Annotated in this window: 18 protein-coding genes; 10 read left to right on the top strand and 8 right to left on the bottom strand. The window is 68.0% G+C overall.

The window, feature by feature from the left end:
• The 4 genes from IT40_RS13730 to tauA all read right to left on the bottom strand — a co-directional run.
• Nucleotides 1–391 (bottom strand): nuclear transport factor 2 family protein (locus IT40_RS13730; protein WP_036756125.1); only part of this gene is annotated, 391 nt, incomplete at its 3' end.
• A 92-nt stretch (nt 392–483) separates the two neighbouring features.
• Nucleotides 484–1311, bottom strand: a complete 828-nt coding sequence (locus IT40_RS13735; protein ID WP_036756128.1) for an ABC transporter permease subunit — start codon at nt 1309–1311, stop codon at nt 484–486.
• On the bottom strand, nt 1304–2113 hold the full coding sequence (locus IT40_RS13740) for a taurine ABC transporter ATP-binding protein (RefSeq protein WP_036756131.1): 810 nt from the start codon (nt 2111–2113) through the stop codon (nt 1304–1306). Before IT40_RS13740 ends, IT40_RS13735 begins: the two co-directional genes overlap by 8 nt.
• Nucleotides 2114–2179: 66 nt before the next feature.
• The gene (gene tauA, locus IT40_RS13745; protein WP_036756134.1) at nt 2180–3196 is read right to left on the bottom strand and encodes a taurine ABC transporter substrate-binding protein; all 1017 of its coding nucleotides are present in this window, start codon (nt 3194–3196) and stop codon (nt 2180–2182) included.
• 166 nt (nt 3197–3362) lie between these two features.
• Between tauA and pdxR the strand changes: the two genes are divergently transcribed.
• From pdxR to IT40_RS13770, 5 genes are all read left to right on the top strand, one after another.
• Nucleotides 3363–4850 (top strand): MocR-like pyridoxine biosynthesis transcription factor PdxR, encoded by a 1488-nt coding sequence (gene pdxR / locus IT40_RS13750; RefSeq protein ID WP_036756136.1) that lies wholly within the window; start codon nt 3363–3365, stop codon nt 4848–4850.
• A gap of 398 nt (nt 4851–5248) precedes the next feature.
• Nucleotides 5249–5758: a bifunctional 3-hydroxydecanoyl-ACP dehydratase/trans-2-decenoyl-ACP isomerase gene (gene fabA, locus IT40_RS13755; protein WP_036756139.1), complete on the top strand. Its 510-nt coding sequence runs from the start codon at nt 5249–5251 to the stop codon at nt 5756–5758.
• 21 nt (nt 5759–5779) lie between these two features.
• Entirely contained in the window at nt 5780–7009 is a 1230-nt protein-coding gene (gene fabB, locus IT40_RS13760) for a beta-ketoacyl-ACP synthase I (RefSeq protein ID WP_036756258.1), read from the top strand.
• A gap of 19 nt (nt 7010–7028) precedes the next feature.
• Complete coding sequence (locus IT40_RS13765) at nt 7029–7817, top strand: enoyl-ACP reductase FabI (RefSeq protein ID WP_036756142.1); 789 nt, start codon at nt 7029–7031, stop codon at nt 7815–7817.
• Nucleotides 7817–8644 (top strand): alpha/beta fold hydrolase, encoded by an 828-nt coding sequence (locus IT40_RS13770; RefSeq protein WP_036756145.1) that lies wholly within the window; start codon nt 7817–7819, stop codon nt 8642–8644. The genes IT40_RS13765 and IT40_RS13770 overlap by 1 nt, the downstream gene beginning before the upstream one ends.
• Before the next feature lie 433 nt (nt 8645–9077).
• On the opposite strand, the gene IT40_RS13775 is transcribed toward IT40_RS13770, so the two are convergent.
• A complete protein-coding gene (locus IT40_RS13775) occupies nt 9078–10112 on the bottom strand; it encodes an Ldh family oxidoreductase (RefSeq protein ID WP_036756148.1) in 1035 nt (344 codons plus the stop codon).
• A gap of 141 nt (nt 10113–10253) precedes the next feature.
• On the opposite strand from IT40_RS13775, the gene IT40_RS13780 reads away from it, so the two are divergent.
• Together IT40_RS13780 and aspA are read left to right on the top strand one after the other, a co-directional pair.
• Entirely contained in the window at nt 10254–11150 is an 897-nt protein-coding gene (locus tag IT40_RS13780) for a LysR family transcriptional regulator (RefSeq protein WP_036756150.1), read from the top strand.
• A 157-nt stretch (nt 11151–11307) separates the two neighbouring features.
• Complete coding sequence (gene aspA, locus IT40_RS13785) at nt 11308–12714, top strand: aspartate ammonia-lyase (protein ID WP_036756260.1); 1407 nt, start codon at nt 11308–11310, stop codon at nt 12712–12714.
• A gap of 37 nt (nt 12715–12751) precedes the next feature.
• Here the strand turns inward: aspA and IT40_RS13790 are convergent, their stop codons facing one another.
• Nucleotides 12752–13954: a pyridoxal phosphate-dependent aminotransferase gene (locus IT40_RS13790; RefSeq protein ID WP_036756264.1), complete on the bottom strand. Its 1203-nt coding sequence runs from the start codon at nt 13952–13954 to the stop codon at nt 12752–12754.
• A gap of 105 nt (nt 13955–14059) precedes the next feature.
• Here IT40_RS13790 and IT40_RS13795 point away from each other — a divergent pair, with 105 nt between their 5' ends.
• Together IT40_RS13795 and IT40_RS13800 are read left to right on the top strand one after the other, a co-directional pair.
• Nucleotides 14060–14305, top strand: a complete 246-nt coding sequence (locus IT40_RS13795) for an FAD assembly factor SdhE (protein WP_051419801.1) — start codon at nt 14060–14062, stop codon at nt 14303–14305.
• 91 nt (nt 14306–14396) lie between these two features.
• Nucleotides 14397–14915, top strand: a complete 519-nt coding sequence (locus IT40_RS13800; protein WP_370362661.1) for a MarR family winged helix-turn-helix transcriptional regulator — start codon at nt 14397–14399, stop codon at nt 14913–14915.
• 314 nt (nt 14916–15229) lie between these two features.
• On the opposite strand, the gene IT40_RS13805 is transcribed toward IT40_RS13800, so the two are convergent.
• Nucleotides 15230–15658: a VOC family protein gene (locus tag IT40_RS13805; RefSeq protein ID WP_036756152.1), complete on the bottom strand. Its 429-nt coding sequence runs from the start codon at nt 15656–15658 to the stop codon at nt 15230–15232.
• Nucleotides 15659–15814: 156 nt separating this feature from the next.
• Here IT40_RS13805 and thyX point away from each other — a divergent pair, with 156 nt between their 5' ends.
• On the top strand, nt 15815–16720 hold the full coding sequence (gene thyX / locus IT40_RS13810) for an FAD-dependent thymidylate synthase (RefSeq protein WP_036756272.1): 906 nt from the start codon (nt 15815–15817) through the stop codon (nt 16718–16720).
• Nucleotides 16721–16777: 57 nt separating this feature from the next.
• Here thyX and IT40_RS13815 read toward each other — a convergent pair whose 3' ends face one another.
• Nucleotides 16778–17560, bottom strand: coding sequence for a 3-hydroxybutyrate dehydrogenase (locus IT40_RS13815; protein ID WP_036756275.1), 783 nt, complete (start codon nt 17558–17560; stop codon nt 16778–16780).
• Nucleotides 17561–17574 lie beyond the last annotated feature (14 nt).

The raw sequence follows: 17574 nt of genomic DNA on the forward strand, positions 1-17574 counted from the left end.
GGGCGGGAATGGCCGGGCGCTGCTTGCGGATCGCCTGCTTCTCGACGATCCGGCCGTCCGCGATGCGGAACAGGTCCACGCCCTGAACTTCGGTCCGGCTGCCGTCCGGGTTGGTGGCGCGGAAGGTCCATTGGCTGACGCCGCGGGTGCCGTCCTCGGACAGGAAATGCGTGTGGTCGGCCCATTCGACGTCCGGCATCGTGGTCCAGACGGTCTCGAAGGCCCTGGCGATGGCGGCCTTGCCCTCGACCTTGTTGCCGTATTCATGCTCGCCGGCGACGGTGTAGAACACGCAATCCTCGGCGAAATGGGTCATCACGCCGTCGATGTCGTGGCGGTTGAAGGCGTCGAAGGTGGCCTTCAGGTCGCCGGCGGTCAGCTTGCGGGTCATCGGTGGATACTCCTCTCCCGGTCGGCGGCGCGCGGGCGCGCCTCCGGGACGTTTGCGGTGAATGGTTGCGGGTCAGCTCCGGCGGACGGGGGTCAGACCTTGCCCTTCCAGGGGATCAGCGCGCGCTCGATGCGGCGGATCAGCAGGTCGAAGGCAAAGGCCAGGATGCCGATCACGATGATCCCCATGATCACGGCGTCGCTGGCCAGGTATTCGGCCGAGTTCAGCACCATGAAGCCCAAGCCGCGGTGGGCGGCGACCATCTCGGCCGCGACCAGCGTCGTCCAGCCCACGCCGATGCCGATGCGCATGCCGGTGAAGATCTCGGGCAGCGCCGCCTTGAGGATGACGTGGAAGATCACCTGCAGCTTGCTGGCGCCCATGGCGTAGGCGGCATGGATCTGCTCGATCGAGACCGAGCGCACGCCGGCCCGCGCCGCGATGGCCATGGGGGCAAAGATCGCCAGGAAGATCAGGAAGACCTTGGGAAACTCGCCGATGCCCAGCCAGATGATGATCAGCGGCAGATAGGCCAAGGGCGGCAGCGGGCGGTAGAACTCGATGATCGGGTCCAGCAGGCCCCGGACCACCCGGTTCACCCCCATCAGGATGCCGACCGGCACCGCGACGGCCAGCGCCAGGAAGAAGGCGCCCAGCACCCGGCCGAGGCTGGCCAGCGTATGCTGCACCAGGGTCGAGTTCGACACCCCCTCGGTCGCGGCCAGCACGAACTTGCCCCAGACCGCGGCGGGCGAGGGCAGGAACAGCGGCCTGACCCAACCCATGCCGGTGACCAGGAACCACAGCGCGATCAGCGCCAGCGCCGTGGCCAGGCTGATGAGCGCGCTGGAGCCGTCGCCGGGGGCGCCGTAGGATACGCCGGGCCGGGCCGGGCGTGCTTTCATCAGCCGGTCAAGCATGGATCTTTTCCTGCTCGCCGGCGCGTTCGTCGCCATAGATGATGCCAAGGATCTGCTCCCTCATCTCGATGAAATCGGGGCTGGACTTGATGGCGCGGGCATTGCCCTCGGCCAGGAAGCGGCGGTTGAAGTCCAGCTCGTAGGTGTGGGTGATGCGGCCCGGCCGCGGCGACATGACGATCAGCCGCGAGCCGAGGAACAGCGCCTCCTCGACGCTGTGGGTGATGAAGAAATACATCTTGTCGGTCTGCTGCCAGATCTGCAGCAGCAGTTCCTGCACCGTCTCGCGGGTCAGCGCGTCCAGCGCCGCCATCGGCTCGTCCATCAGCAGCATGGCCGGGTCGCAGGTCAGGGCGCGGGCGATGCCGACGCGCTGCTGCATCCCGCCCGACAGGTGATAGATCATGTGCTTGTGGAAGTCCTGCAGGCCGACCAGCGCCAGGTTCTTCACCGCGCGCTCGCGCCTTGTCCTGGCGTCCACGCCCTGCAGTTTCAGGCCGAATTCCACGTTGTCGATGACGTTCAGCCAGGGCAGCAGCGCGTGTTTCTGGAACACCACGCCGCGCTCGGCACCGGGGCCGGCGACCGGCCGGTCGCCCAAGGTGATCTGCCCGGCCGAGGGCGCCATGAACCCGGCCATCAGGTTCAGGAGCGTGGTCTTGCCGCAACCCGAGGCACCCAGCGCCACGACGAAATCGCCGCTCTTGACCTCGAGGTTCACGCCTTTCAGCGCCGTGACGGGGGCGCCCTTGTGATGGCCCGGATAGATCAGGCTGACGTCGGAAACTTTCAGTGTCTGCATATCAGCGGTCTTTCAGAGGAAAGGGTTGAAGCGCGCGGGAAGGCGGCCCCGCAGGGGGCCCGCCGCCTATTGCGCCGCGGCCTGGGCGAAGCTCGGGTTCACGAAGGGGGCGTAATCGTCCAGCGCGCCGTCGATCTGCTTCTGCTCGACCAGGAAGCGGGCGCTTTCGCCCAGCGCGCGCACCGCGCCGCCGGTCAGCCAGGTCTCGGATGCCTGCTCGGCCGCATCCGGGAAGGACAGCATGTTCAGCGCCTCGACCGTGCCGGCGGCATCGCCGCCGATCATCTTGACGATGCCCGCGACCTGCGGGGAATCCTCGGTCCAGGCCGCCTTGTCGGCATTGTAATCGGCATAGGCCCCGGCCAGCGCCTTGGTAAAGGCGGCCATGAAGTCCGGGTTCTCGGCAGCGAATTTCTTGTCCGCCACCAGCCCGTCGAAGGTCGGCACGCTGGCCGCGCCGATCTGTTCGCTGTCGGCGATGACCGTGCCTTCCTTCATCAGCTCGGTCAGCACCGGCGGCCAGACATAGGCCGCGTCGATGTCGCCGCGCTGCCAGGCGGCCAGGATCTGCGGCGGCTTCATGTTCAGGATGTTGACGCCGCGCGGGTCGATCTTCCAGACCTGGTCCATGCCCACGAGCAGGTGGAAATGCGAGGTCGAGACGAAGGGCACGGCGACGTTCTTGCCGGCCAGATCCTCGGGCTTCTCGATGCCCGAGCCGTTGCGGGCGACCAGCGCCTCGGACTTGCCGATATTGTCGAGGATCCAGAACAGCTCGAACTCCACCCCGCGCGTCGCCGCGGCGGCGATCCCGGTCGAGCCGATCACCCCCACCGGCACGTTGCCCGAGGCAAGCGCCGTCGAGATGTCGCCGCCCGAGGAAAACTGCCGCCAGTCGATCTTGTAGCCCGCCTCCTTGGCCGCGGCGTCCAGCCGACCGTCGGCGATGGCGGCGATGAAGGGGCCGACGATCTGCTGGTAGCCGACGACTACGGTGGTCTCGGCATGGGCGGGGGCCAGGCCGAGGCCGACGCCAAGCGTCATCGCGGCCAGGAAGGCTCCGGCCCGGTTCATGTTGGTCATTCTTGTGACTCCCTGTCTTTCGATTGTTGGTCTTGCGACGCGGCCGAGCCTGTCGGCTCAGCCCCGGTGATTGGCATGGGCAACTCTGCACGGTTGCTTCTGCGGCAAAATGTTGCAGGTGACGGGGCGTAACGATATGTCCAGATGAAAGCAAAGATAAGGCCAGATGAGCGACCGGATTCCCGTCGAAATGTTCTTTTCCCGCGACAGCGATGCAGGCACGCTGCAGGCGCGGCTGGCGGCGGCCATCGTGCGGGCGATCCTGGAGACGCGGGCGCGGCCGGGCACGCGGCTGCCCTCGTCGCGGGGGCTGGCCGCTGCGCTGGGGATTTCGCGGATGACCGTGACGCTGGTCTACCAGGAGCTGGTCAGCCAGGGCTATCTGGAGACGCGGGCACGGTCCGGCATCATCGTCGCCGCCACCGTGCCGCACCGCCGGCTGAAGGTGCAGGAGCCCGTGCCGCACGAGACCGCGCTCGACTGGGACAGCTGGCTTGCGGGCCAGCTGCCGCGGCAGCGGGTGATCCGCAAGCCGGCGAACTGGCGCGACTTCCGCTATCCCTTCATCTACGGGCAAAGCGACGCGGCGCTCTTCGACCACAACGCCTGGCGCGACTGCGCCCGCCGGGCCTGGGGAACGCGGGATTTCGGCGAGCTGGCCTCGGATCTCTACGGCGCCGACGACCCGATGCTGATCGACTACATCTGCTCGCATTCCCTGCCCCGCCGCGGCATCCAGGCCGAGCCGGACGAGGTGCTGGTGACGCTGGGGGCGCAGAACGCGCTGTTCATCGCCGTCGAGCTGCTGGCGCGCGGCGACCGGCTGGCCGTGACCGAGGATCCGGGCTATCCCGATTTCGCCGAGACCCTGCGCCGCGCCCACAGCCCGACCACCTTCCTCGACGTGGACGAGGGCGGGCTGAACCCCGAGCTGCTGCCGCAGGGGACGCGGCTGGTGATCGTGACGCCCAGCCACAACATCCCGACCGGCGCGACCATGCCGCTGGCGCGGCGCCGCGACCTGCTGGCCCGCGCCGCCGCGCATGATTTCCTGATCGTCGAGGACGATTACGACTTCGAGATGTCCTATCTGGCCCCGCCGGCGCCGGCGCTGAAATCGCTCGACCGGTCGGGGCGGGTGATCTATGTCGGCAGCTTCTCGAAATCGCTGTTTCCGGGGCTGCGCATCGGCTACATGGTGGCGCCGGCGCCCTTCATCGCGCGGGCCCGCGCGCTGCGCGCCATCATGCTGCGCCACCCGCCGAACCACCTGCAAAGGATCACCGCCTATTTCCTGGCGCTCGGCCATTACGACGCGCATATCGTGCGGCTGCGCGGGGCGCTGAAACGCCGCCGCGCGCTGATGGAGCAGGCGCTGGCGGCCACCGGGCTGCGCATCGCCGGGGCGGCGCGCTCGGGCGGGTCGAGCCTGTGGATCGAAGGACCGGCCGGCATCGACAGCGCCGTCCTGGCGGCAAGGCTGCAAGAGGACAGCGTGCTGATCGAGCCGGGCGAGGTCTTCTTCGAAACCCCGCCGCAGCCCTGCGCCTTCTTCCGGCTGGGCTATTCCTCGATCCGCGAGGGGGACATCGCGCCGGGCATCGCCCTGATCGCCCGCCGCACCCGCGACCTGGCCGCGGAACAGGCCGGCTGACCGCCCGTTCCCCCGTCATGGGGGCTTTGCCCCCGCGCGTTCCGCGCTCCCCCAGGATATTTCGGCACGAAAGAAGCCGCGGCCCGGTATTCTCCTGCCCGGTTCTTTCGTGTTGAAATATCCTGCGGGGGTCTGGGGGCGCAAAGCCCCCGGATGCGGCGCCGGCCATGGTGCGCAAGGCCCGCCCGTCCTGCCGGGCGGGGAAAGCTGCGGCAAATCGTCCGCCGCACCTCCGTCTTTGGCAACCGCCGGCATATCCGACGCAAAAACCCGCAAAACCTGCGCCCTTGCGCCCTGCCGGGACGGAATGATAGACCCGAAAGCAAGTGCGGCGCGGGCCTTGCCCGGCAGCCGCCACAGCAGATAACGCAACGTCGGATCGAGGGGAACACACGCGCATGACGATGACACGGACCAGCTTTGACAAGGAAGATCTGCTGGCCTGCGCCCGTGGCGAGTTGTTCGGCCCCGGAAATGCCCAATTGCCCGAGCCGCCGATGCTGATGATGGACCGCATTACCGAGATTTCCGCCGATGCCGGCCCGCATGGCAAGGGCCATGTCGTCGCCGAATTCGACATCCATCCCGACCTGTGGTTCTTTGCCTGCCATTTTCCCGGCAATCCGATCATGCCGGGCTGCCTGGGCCTTGACGGGCTGTGGCAGCTGACCGGCTTCAACCTGGGCTGGCGCGGCTGGCAGGGGCGCGGCTATGCGCTTGGCGTGGGCGAGGTCAAGCTGACCGGCATGGTCCGCCCCGACCGCAAGCTCTTGCGCTATTTCGTCGATTTCACCAAGGCGGTCCAGACCCGTCGCCTGACCATGGGCGTCGCCGACGGCCGTGTCGAGGCCGACGGCGAAACCATCTATGAGGTCAAGGACATGAAGGTTGCCCTGTCGGCCGCCTGACACATGAACAAGGAGCACGCCATGCGCCGTGTCGTCATCACCGGGCTGGGCATCGTCTCTCCCATCGGCAACAATGCCACCGAGGTCACCGAAAGCCTGCGCGCCGGCCGCTCGGGCATCGTCTTCGCCCCCGAATATGCCGAGCACGGCTTTCGCAGCCAGGTCCACGGCATGCCGCAGATCGCCGTCGAGAACCATATCGACAAGCGCAACCTGCGCTTCATGGGCGCGGGCGCGGCCTATAACTTCATCGCCATGCAGCAGGCGATCGAGGATGCGGGCCTGGCGCCCGAGGATGTCTCGAACGAGCGCTCGGGCCTGGTCATGGGCTCGGGCGGGCCGTCGACCGCCAACCTGTTCGAGGCGCATCGCACCGTGATCGAGAAGGGCGCGCCCAAGCGCATGGGCCCTTTCATGGTCACGCGCTGCATGTCCTCGACCAATTCGGCCTGCCTGGCCACGCCCTTCAGGATCAAGGGCGTGAACTATTCGATCACTTCGGCCTGCTCGACCTCGGCGCATTGCATCGGCAACGGCACCGAGCTGATCCAGATGGGCAAGCAGGACATCGTCTTCGCCGGCGGCGGCGAGGAGCTGGACTGGACGCTGTCGTGCCTGTTCGACGCCATGGGCGCGATGTCGTCGAAATACAACGACACGCCCCAGACCGCCTCGCGCCCCTTCGACGCGACCCGCGACGGCTTCGTCATCGCCGGCGGCGCCGGGGTGGTGGTGCTGGAGGAGCTGGGCCACGCCCTGGCCCGCGGCGCCCGCATCTATGCCGAGGTCACCGGCTATGGCGCGACCAGCGACGGCTATGACATGGTCGCCCCTTCCGGCGAGGGCGGCGAGCGCTCGATGCGGCTGGCGCTGTCCACCCTGCCCGAGGGGCGGCGCGTCAGCTATGTCAATGCGCATGGCACCTCGACCCCGGTGGGCGACGTGGGCGAGATCAAGGCGCTGCGCCGGGTCTTTGGCGAGGGCGCGGTGCCGCCGGTGTCATCGACCAAGTCGCTGACCGGCCATTCGCTGGGCGCGACCGGCGTGCATGAGGCGATCTATTCGCTCTTGATGATGCAGCAGGGCTTCATCGCCGCCTCGGCCAACATCACCGAGCTGGACCCCGAGATCCGGCCCGAGGAGATTGCGCAGACGCGCATGGATGACGTCGATTTCGATAGTGTCCTTTCCAACAGTTTCGGTTTTGGCGGCACCAACGCCACGCTGCTCCTGTCGAAATACCGCGAATAAACCAAGAAAAGGTTAAGCCATGAGCGAATTGATGAAAGGCAAACGCGGCCTTGTGATGGGGGTCGCGAATGACCGCTCGATCGCTTGGGGGATTGCGAAGGCGCTGGCGGATCAGGGCGCGGAACTGGCCTTTTCCTATCAGGGCGAGGCTTTCGGCAAGCGGGTCGAGCCCCTGGCGCAATCGCTGGGCTCGGACTTCCTGATGGATGTCGACGTGCTGGACGACGAATCGCTCGACCGCGCCTTTGCGGCGATCGAATCGCGCTGGGGCGGGCTGGATTTCCTGGTCCATGCCGTCGCCTATTCCGACAAGAACGAGCTGACCGGGCGATTCATCGATACGACCCGCGACAATTTCAAGAATTCCTTGACGATTTCGTGCTATTCGCTGATCGACCTGGCCCGGCGGGCGCAGCCCCTGATGACGAATGGCGGCTCGATCATTACGCTGACCTATGCCGGCTCGAACCGGGTCACGCCGTTCTACAACGTCATGGGGGTGGCAAAGGCCGCATTGGAATCCTCGGTCCGCTACCTGGCCAACGACCTGGGCCCCGAGGGGATTCGCGTCAACGCAATCAGCCCCGGCCCGATGAAGACCCTGGCCGGCGCGGCCATCGGCGGCGCCCGCAAGACCTATCGCCATACCGAGGCCAATGCCCCGCTGCGCGCCAATGCCACGCTGGAGGCGATCGGCGGCACGGCGGTCTGGCTGTGTTCGGACTGGGGCGCCTGCACCACGGGCGAGATCGTGCTGGTCGATGGCGGCTATCACGTGCTGGGCATGCCGCAGTCGGAAAACCTGTGATGCCCGTCCGCTTCTTCCAGGCCGAGGACGGCGCCCGGCTGGCCTATCGCGACGAGGGCGAGGGGCTGGCGGTCCTGGCCCTGCCGGGGCTGACCCGGACGGGGCGGGATTTCGACTATCTGGCGCCGCATCTCGCCGGCGTGCGGCTGATCCGGCCGGATTACCGCGGCCGCGGCGATTCGGACTGGACCGGCGCGGACAGCTATACCGTCCCGCAAGAGGCGCGGGACGCGCTGGCGCTGCTGGATCACCTGGGCATCGCGCAGGCGGCGGTGCTGGGCACCTCGCGCGGGGGGATCATCGGCATGCTGCTGGCCGCGACGGCGCGCGACCGGCTGTTGGGCCTGTGCCTGAACGATGTCGGCCCGGCATTGCAGCGCAGCGGGCTGGAGCGGATCTTCGACTATGTCGGCCGCAACCCGGCCGCGAAAAGCCTGGAGGACATGGCAGAGCGCCTGCCCGCGCTCATGCCCGGCTTTGCCGGCGTGCCGGCAAGCCGATGGCTGGACGAGGCCCGGCGCCATTACGCCGAGACGCCCGCGGGCCTGCGCATCAACTACGACCCCGCCCTGCGCGAGGCGTTCCTGGCCGCCTTCAATGGGCCCGAGGTCGATCTGTGGCCGCTGTTCGACGCCGCGCAGGGGCTGCCCCTGGCGCTGGTGCGCGGGGCAAACTCGGACCTGCTGGCGCATGAGACCGCGACCGAGATGCGCTGCCGGCATCCCCAGATGATCCTGGCCGAGGTGCCCGATCGCGCCCATGTCCCGTTCCTCGACGAGCCCGAATCGCTGGCCGCGATTCAGGACTGGCTTGCCGCCATGCGCTAGGCTGATCCGCCCGCCGCAAGGTCGGGGCATGATCGAACGGCCCGCCCCGGTTCTGGATCGGCACCGCGGCACCTCGCGGGCCTGTCCGCGGGGCCGTGGCAGCGCGGCCCGGCGGCCTGCCAGTCCGGCGGCTGGCGTGGCGAGGATCCGCCGCTCCAGTTCCGCCGATGCCGCGCCCGGTGGCCCGCCCTGAGCCGAGAGCCGACGGCTAGGCTTCTGCACCTGATGCACAGGATCGGAACGGGGGCCTGCCTTGCAAGCCCCGCGCAATGCCGGCGTCGCGCATGATCGGCCCCTGCCCTTGGGCCGGCCGCACCGCCTGGGACGGATGGACGATTCTGCTCAGCCGCTTTCCGGCAGCCAGCGCACGGGACAGGCCGCGATGCATGCCGACCGCCGGTCGTGCAGCCGCTTGGCCCCCGCCGAACCGCGATCAGCCCAGCGCCGCCAGCCCCTCGCGCTGAAAGCGCTCGATCAGCGCCAGTTCTGCGGCGGTCAGCGCGATGCCCTCGGCCTCGGAGCGGGCGCGGGCGGCAAGGCGGCGCTGGCCGGGCAGGCGCGCGCCCTGGCCCAGGATGGCGTCGAACAGCGCCTCGGCCGCAGCCAGCGGATCACCGGGCCGGCCTGCGGCGAAACGCGCCGGCGAAAAGGCCAGGATCAGCTCGCCATGCCTGGGCGCCAGGGCCAGCGTGCCCAGTTCGTCCAGCGCGCCCTGGCTGGTCAGGTCGCCGATCATCACCCCCGCCAGCAGCTCGACCATGGTCGAGATGGCCGAGCCCTTGTGCCCGCCAAAGGGCAGCATGGCCCCGGCCAGCGCCGCCTGGGGATCGGTGGTGGGCTGGCCGGCCGCGTCCAGCGCCCAGCCTTCGGGCAGGGGCTCGCCCGCCCGGGCCAGCAGCTCGATCTCGCCCCGCGCCGCGGCCGAGGTGGCGAAGTCGAAGACGTAGGGGGCGGCCCCCGCACGCGGCCAGGCAAAGGCGATGGGGTTGGTGCCCAGGATCGGCCGGTTGCCGCCCGCCGGGGCGACGGTGGCATAGCTGGGGCACATGGCAAGCCCGGCAAGGCCGCGCGCCGCCAGCGCCTCGACCTCGGGCCACAGCGCCGAGTAATGCACGCAATCGTTGATGACCAGCGCCGCCAGCCCCAGCTTTTCCGCGCGGCCGGCCAGCGCCGGCAGGCCCAGTTCGAAGGCGGCGGGGGAAAAGCCGCCGCCGGCCCCGACCCGGATCACGGCGCTGCCCTCGTCGATCAGCTCCGGCCGCGCATCGGGGGAAACCTTGCCGGCCGCCAGGGTGCGCAGGCAGCCTTCGATGCGATAGATGCCGTGCGATTTCGCGCCGTCGCGCTCGGCGGCGGTGATGATGCGGGCGATGGCATCGGCCTGCTGGGCGTTGAAGCCGGCGCGCATGAAAAGCGACTCGACCATCCGGCCAAGCTCGGCCACCGTCACCATCGTGCTGTCGTCCATGCGCCCTTCCCCGTCTGATGCCCGCCAGAAAACCGGATTTTCCCGCCAGGGGCAAGCATTCAGGCCCGATTGCCGCCCGCAAGGCGGCCAGGCATGGCGCGCCCGCGCCGGCTCGGCTAAAGCGGCAGGAAAGGGGGGCGCATGGATCTGAAATGGCTTGAGGACTTCCTGAGCCTGGCCGAGACGCACAGCTTCTCGCGCTCGGCCGAGCTGCGCGGCGTCACGCAAAGCGCCTTCAGCCGCCGCATCCGCGCGCTGGAGGAATGGCTGGGCACCGACCTGCTGTCGCGCGACAGCTACCCGGTGTCGCTGACGCCCGAGGGCGTGCTGTTCCGCGAGACGGCCGAAGAGGTCGTGCGCATGATCCTCGCCCGCCGCGCCGAGTTCCGCGACCATGCCCGAAGCCGGGGCGGCGAGATTTCCTTCGTGGCGCTGCACAGCCTGACCGTGACCTTCCTGCCGGGCTGGCTGATGCGGCTGAAGGCGGCGGCGGGGCAGATGACCAGCCGCGTCAAGCCCGAGAATTTCGACCGCTGCATCGAGGCCCTGACCGAGGGCGGCTATGACTTCTTCCTGACCTATGCCCATCCGCAGGTGAACATCCCGCTGGACCCCGCGGGCTATCCGCATCTGGTGGTGGGCCAGGACAGCCTGGTCGCCGTCGCCTGCCCCGGCTTTCCGCAGGAATGGCGGACCGAGGGCATGCCGATGCTGAAATATTCCCGCGGCTCGTTCCTGAACGCCATGGCGCGCATCGCACTGGCGCAGCCCGGCGCGCCCAGGGTCTATGTCGCCCATACCGACGAAGCCAGCATGGCCGAGGCGATGAAAAGCATGGCCGTGGCCGGGCATGGCCTGGTCTGGCTGCCCCGCCGGCTGGTCGAGGCCGAGATCGCGACCGGCCGGCTGGAGGTCGTGGCCCCGGAACTGCCGATGGAGATCCGGCTTTACCGCAATGCGGCGCGCGGTCGCGGCATCACCGGGCGGGTCTGGCAGGCCGCGCGCGAGTTGGGCGAAGGTTATGCAGGATCGGAATAACCCAGCGCGACTTCGCATTGGAAAATACGCGCGATCCTGCCTAAATCTTTGACACAGGGGGCGCGCGAACGCCCTGCCTATCGCAACAGATCCGACAGAAATGCGCATCGCGCCCGCACCGCCACCGGCGGGCGGCGCGCCTGCGCCCGAGGTGAACATGACCAAGACCCGCATCGAACACGACCTGCTTGGCGACCGCGAGGTGCCCGCCGACGCCTATTGGGGCGTCCACTCCCTGCGCGCCGTCGAGAATTTCCCGATCTCCGGCAGGCCCATCGGCGAAATTCCCGAGCTGATCCGCGCGCTGGCCGCGATCAAGCAGGCGGCGGCGCTGGCCAATGCCGATCTGGGGCTGCTTTCGGCCGAGCGCCGCGACGCCATCGTCGCCGCCTGCGAGGAAATCCGCGCCGGCCAGCTGCACGACCAGTTCGTCGTGGACCAGATCCAGGGCGGCGCCGGCACCTCGACCAACATGAACGCCAACGAGGTCATCGCCAACCGCGCGCTGGAGATCATGGGCCATGCCAAGGGCGAATACAAATACCTGCATCCCAACGAGCATGTGAACATGAGCCAATCGACCAACGACGTCTATCCGACGGCGTTGCGGCTGGCCTCGTGGCGGGGCTTGCAGAACGTGATCGCGGCGCTGGCCTCGCTGCGCGGCGCCTTTGCCGAGAAGGGCGCGGAATTCGCCGAAATCCTCAAGATGGGCCGCACCCAGCTGCAAGAGGCGGTGCCGATGACCCTGGGCCAGGAGTTCAACGCCTTCGCCATCACCATCGGCGAGGACGAGATGCGCCTGGCCGAGGCCGCCAGCCTGATCTGCGAGATCAACCTGGGCGCCACAGCCATCGGCACCGGCATCACCACCCATCCCGACTATGCCGAGCGGGTGCGGGCGCGGCTGGCCGAAATCACCGTGATCCCGGTCGTCACCGCCCCCGACCTGGTCGAGGCGACGCAGGATTGCGGCGCCTTCGTGCAGGTCTCGGGCGTGCTGAAGCGGGTGGCGGTCAAGCTGTCGAAGATCTGCAACGACCTGCGGCTGCTGTCCTCGGGTCCGCGCGCCGGCTTCAACGAGATCAACCTGCCGGCGAAACAGGCCGGTTCCTCGATCATGCCGGGCAAGGTGAACCCGGTCATCCCCGAGGTGGTCAACCAGGTCGCCTTCGAGGTGATCGGCAACGACATGACCATCACCATGGCCGCCGAGGGCGGGCAGTTGCAGCTGAATGCCTTCGAGCCGGTCATCGCCTACAGCATGTTCCGCTCGGTCAGCCACCTGATCGCGGCCTGCAACACGCTGGAGCACAATTGCGTGCGCGGCATCACCGCCAATCGCGACGTGCTGAAGGAAACCGTGCGCCGCTCGATCGGCATCGTCACGGCGCTGAACCCCTATATCGGCTATGCCGCCGCCACCGAACTCGCGACCGAGGCGCATCTGACCGGCCGCGGCGTCTATGAGCTGGTGCTGGAAAAAGGGCTTTTGCCGAAAGAGCGGCTGGACGCCATCCTGCGCCCGGAAAGCCTGACCAGGCCGCAGCTTTTCGTCAACTAAGGCAGGCGGGGCGGGGTTTCGGCCCCGCCGCTTCGCTTTAGCGCAGCCCCTCGCAGAACCCCTTGATCCGCGCGCAGGCATCCGCCAGCACCGCGTCCGATGTGGCGTAGGAGATGCGGAAATGCGGCGAAAGCCCGAAGGCCGCGCCAAAGACCACCGCGACCCCGGTCTCGTTCAACAGCGCGGTGGCGAATGCCTCGTCATCCGCGATCAACGTGCCGCCGGCCGAGGTCTTGCCGATCAGCGCCGCGATCGAGGGATAGACGTAGAACGCCCCCTGCGGCACCGGGCAGTCGATGCCGGGACAGGCGTTCAGCCCCGCCACCACCAGGTCGCGGCGGCGCTGGAACACGGCGCGGCTTTCGGCGATGTAGTCCTGCGGCCCCTGCAACGCGGCCAGCGCCGCATATTGGCTGATCGAGCAGGGGTTCGAGGTCGATTGCGACTGCAGCTTGGCCATGGCGCGAATCAGTTCCTCGGGGCCCGCGCCATAGCCGATGCGCCAGCCGGTCATGGCATAGGCCTTCGACACGCCGTTCATGGTCAGCGTGCGCGATTTCAGCCCCGGCTCGACCTGCGCCGGGGTGACGAAGCGGAAATCGTCAAAGACCAGATGCTCGTAGATGTCGTCCGCCAGCACCCAGACCTGCGGATGGCGCATCAGCACCTGGGTCAGGGCGCGCATGTGTTCGACGGCATAGCCCGCGCCGGTGGGGTTCGAGGGCGAATTGAGGATCAGCCATTTCGTCCGCGGCGTGATCGCCGCCTCCAGCTGTTCGGGGATGATGCGATAGCCGTTCTGCATCGCGCCCTCGACCACCACGGGCGTGCCGCCGGCCAGCAGCACCATGTCCGGGTAGCTGACCCAATAGGGCGCGGGAATGATGACCTCGTCGCCCGGATTCAGCGTCGCCATCAGTGCGTTGTAGAGGATCTGCTTGCCGCCGGTGCCGACCGTCACCTGCGCGGGCGCATAGTCCAGCCCGTTTTCCCGCGCGAACTTGTCGCAGATGGCGCGTTTCAGTTCCGGGATACCGTCCACCGCGGTATAGCGGGTATGGCCGGCGTCGATGGCGGCCTTGGCCGCCTCGCGGATATGCGCGGGCGTGTCGAAATCGGGCTCGCCGGCGGACAGGCCGATGATGTCCCGCCCCTCGGCCGCAAGCTCGCGGGCGCGGGTGGTGATGGCGATGGTGGGCGAGGGTTTGACGCGGGCGAGCGTCTGCGACAAAAAGCTCATCGAATTCATCCTGCGGCTGGCTGCCCCGTCATAGGGGCGGCGCCGCGGACAGGCAAGCCGGGGGCAAGCGTGGACGAGAACGAAGCAAGGCTGAAGCGGCTGCGGATGCGCAGCTGGCGGCGGGGCACCAAGGAGATGGACCTGATCCTGGGCCCGTTCTCGGACAGCGAGCTTGACGGGCTGAGCCCCGAGGAGCTGGACCTTTACGAGGCGCTGCTGAGCGAAAACGACCAGGATCTGTATCCCTGGATCACCGCCCGGCTGGGCGACGCCCGCCCAGGACCGCAGGCGCTGCTGCCCATCCTGGACCGCGTGGCGGGTTTTGCCCATCAGCGGCTGGCACGGAAATAGGCGCAATTTTAGCAAACTGCGCGGCGATTAACCGAAGATTGGCAAATCTGCGCCATGGTGGCGGAAACGAGGCCAAGAACGGAACCCGCTTATGCAACAGCGCAGCTCTGCCCACACGGTGCCGGCCCTGCGGCCCTTGCCGCCGCGGACCAACCGGGCCGACGCCTATCTGGAAAGCCTGCAAATGCTGGAGCGGCTGCATCGGCTTTTGCTGGACCTGGTCAAGGACGAGTTCGAGCGGCTGGGCCGCTCGGACCTGACGCCGGTGCAGGCGCTGCTGATCTACAATCTCGGCACGTCGGAGGTGACGGCGGGCGAATTGCGCTCGCGCGGGATGTATCAGGGCTCGAACGTCTCCTACAATCTCAAGAAGCTGGTCGAGCTGGGCTATGTCCACCATGAACGCTGCGAGATGGACCGCCGCGCGGTCCGGGTGCGGCTGACCCAGACGGGACAAGAGGTGCGCGATTGCGTGGCGCGGCTGTTTGCCCGCCATGCCGAAGGGCTGGAACTGTCCGGCGTGCTGGACGATCCGCCCATCGAGGCGGTGAACTTGCAATGGCGCCGGGTTGAAAGATTCTGGGCCGAGCAGATCCGCTACATCTATTGAATCGCGCCGCCGCGGCATGGCCCGGCGGCGCCGTCATGCCCGGCCCGTCGCCGGCATCGACCGCGGGGCCCCCTCTTCCCACCGGCTGGTCCCGGCGACGGGTCAGGCATCCAGCGTCTCAATGCGCGCGGTCAGGTCTGCGATAGGCCGACCCGACCCGGCGCGGGCCGGGCATGTTCAGACCCTGCGCCGCCTTTCGCCGCGGCCCCGCCCTCTATCAGTGGCCCGTGTTCTGCATGCTGGCCCAGGGCTCTTGCGGCGGCCCGGCCGGGCAGGTCCAGACCTTGCGCCGCCTTTCGCCGGTGTCCCGCCCCCTACCAGTGGCCGGTGTTCTGCATGCTGGCCCAGGGCTCTTGCGGCGGCAGCGCCTCGCCCTCTTGCAGCAATTCGATCGAGATGTTGTCGGGGCTGCGGACAAAGGCCATATGGCCGTCGCGCGGCGGGCGGTTGATGGTCACGCCCGCATCCATCAGCCTCTGGCACATCTCGTAGATATCTTCGACCCGATAGGCGAGATGGCCGAAATGCCGGCTGTCCGAGGGCAGGCCGTCGTCGCCGTCCCAGTTCCAGGTCAGCTCGACCGGGCATTCCGGCTGGCCGGGCGCGGCCATGAAGACCAAGGTGAAGCGCCCCTTCTCATTGTCGATTCGCCGCGTCTCCTCCAGCCCGAGCAGGTGGAAGAATGCCATCGTCTTTTCCAGATCGAGCACGCGGACCATGGTGTGCAGATAGCGGACCTTCATCTGTCGCTCCTTTCCGTTCGCTGCGGCCAGACTGGCATGGCGGCGGCCGGACCGCAACGTGGGGCGATCGGCTGCACCCGCCGCGTCCATACTGCCGGTTGATTGCATCCCCCGTCGGTGCCACAAGATATGCCCAACAGCACGAAGGATTCCGCCATGCCCCTGACCCCCGAACAACAGGCCGAGATCGACGAGCTGCGCGCCAGTCCGCGCCCCACCCTGCGCGCCGTCTCCGAGGGGATGGAGGGCCATCTCTACCGGGCGCATCCGGTGCTGGATCACGGGCTGGTGCGGGTCATCGACTACATGGGCGACGACGGCGCGATCACCCAGGCCGCGCGGGTCAGCTATGGCCGCGGCACGAAATCGGTCAGCAACGACGAGGGGCTGATCCGCTACCTGATGCGGCACTGGCACTCGACCCCGTTCGAGATGTGCGAGGTCAAGTTCCACGTCAAGCTGCCGGTCTTCGTCGCCCGGCAATGGATCCGCCACCGCACCGCCAACGTGAACGAATATTCGGCGCGCTATTCGATCCTGGACCGCGAATTCTACATCCCCGCCCCCGAACACCTGGCCGCGCAATCGACGGTGAACAACCAGGGCCGCGGCCAGGTGCTGGAGGGGGACGAGGCCGCTCGCGTCCTCGACATCCTGCGCGAGGACGCGATGCGCAGCTATGACCATTACGAGGCGATGCTGAGCCAGGAGGGCCAGCAGGGCCTGGCGCGCGAACTGGCGCGGATGAACCTGCCGGCGAATGTCTATACGCAATGGTACTGGAAGGTCGACCTGCACAACCTGTTCCATTTCCTGCGCCTGCGCGCCGATGCCCATGCGCAATACGAGATCCGCACCTATGCCGAAACCATGTGCGGCATCGTCAAGGACTGGGTGCCCTTCGCCTATGCCGCCTTCGAGGATTACCGGCTGGGCGGCATGCAGCTTTCCGCCAGGGGCGTCGAGGCGCTGAAGCGCCGCCTGGCCGGCGAGACGGTCACGCAGGAAAACAGCGGCATGAGCAAGGGCGAATGGCGCGAGTTCGAGGCGGCCTGGGGCTGACCGCCCGCCCGCGATCCCCTTGGGCAAAGGGGCGGGAAACCCCGTCGGGGCGGCGCCCTAAAGCGCCGTCCACCCCCCATCGACCGAGATCGTCGTGCCGGTGATCTGCTCGGCCGCCGGCGAGCACAGAAAGACCGCCGTGCCGCCCATCTGCTCGACCGTGGCGAACTGCCCCGAGGGCTGGCGGTGCAGCATGACCTTGGCGATCACGTCCTCGCGGCTCAGGTTGTGGGTCTTCATCTGGTCGGGGATCTGCTTTTCCACGATGGGCGTCAGCACATAGCCGGGGCAGATGGCGTTGCAGGTGATCGGCTCCTTCGCCGTCTCCAGCGCCGTCACCTTGGTCAGGCCGACGATGCCGTGCTTGGCGGCGACATAGGCCGACTTGTATTCGCTGGCCGTCAGCCCGTGCGCCGAGGCGATGTTGATCACCCGCCCCCAGCCCGCCTCGCGCATCAGCGGCAGCGCCACCGCCGTGGTGTGAAAGGCGGAGGACAGGTTGATGGCGATGATCGCGTCCCATTTCTCGGCCGGGAAATCCGGGATCGGCGCGACATGCTGGATGCCGGCATTGTTCACCAGGATGTCGCAGGCGCCGGCCTTTTCGATCAGGGCGCGGCACTCGGCGCCCTTCGACATGTCGGCCTGGATGTAGCGGACCTTGACGCCATGCTCGGCGGCCAGGCTTTCGGCCAGGGCGTGATCCTCGGGCGCGTCGGTAAAGCTGTTCAGCACCAGATCCGCCCCGGCCCGCGCCAGCTCATGCGCGATGCCAAGCCCGATCCCCGAGTTCGAACCCGTCACCACCGCCGTCTTGCCGCCAAGGAATTTCTGGAACATCGCTGCCTCCACGC

Source organism: Paracoccus versutus (genome assembly GCF_000763885.1).
In the GTDB taxonomy this organism is placed as follows: domain Bacteria; phylum Pseudomonadota; class Alphaproteobacteria; order Rhodobacterales; family Rhodobacteraceae; genus Paracoccus; species Paracoccus versutus.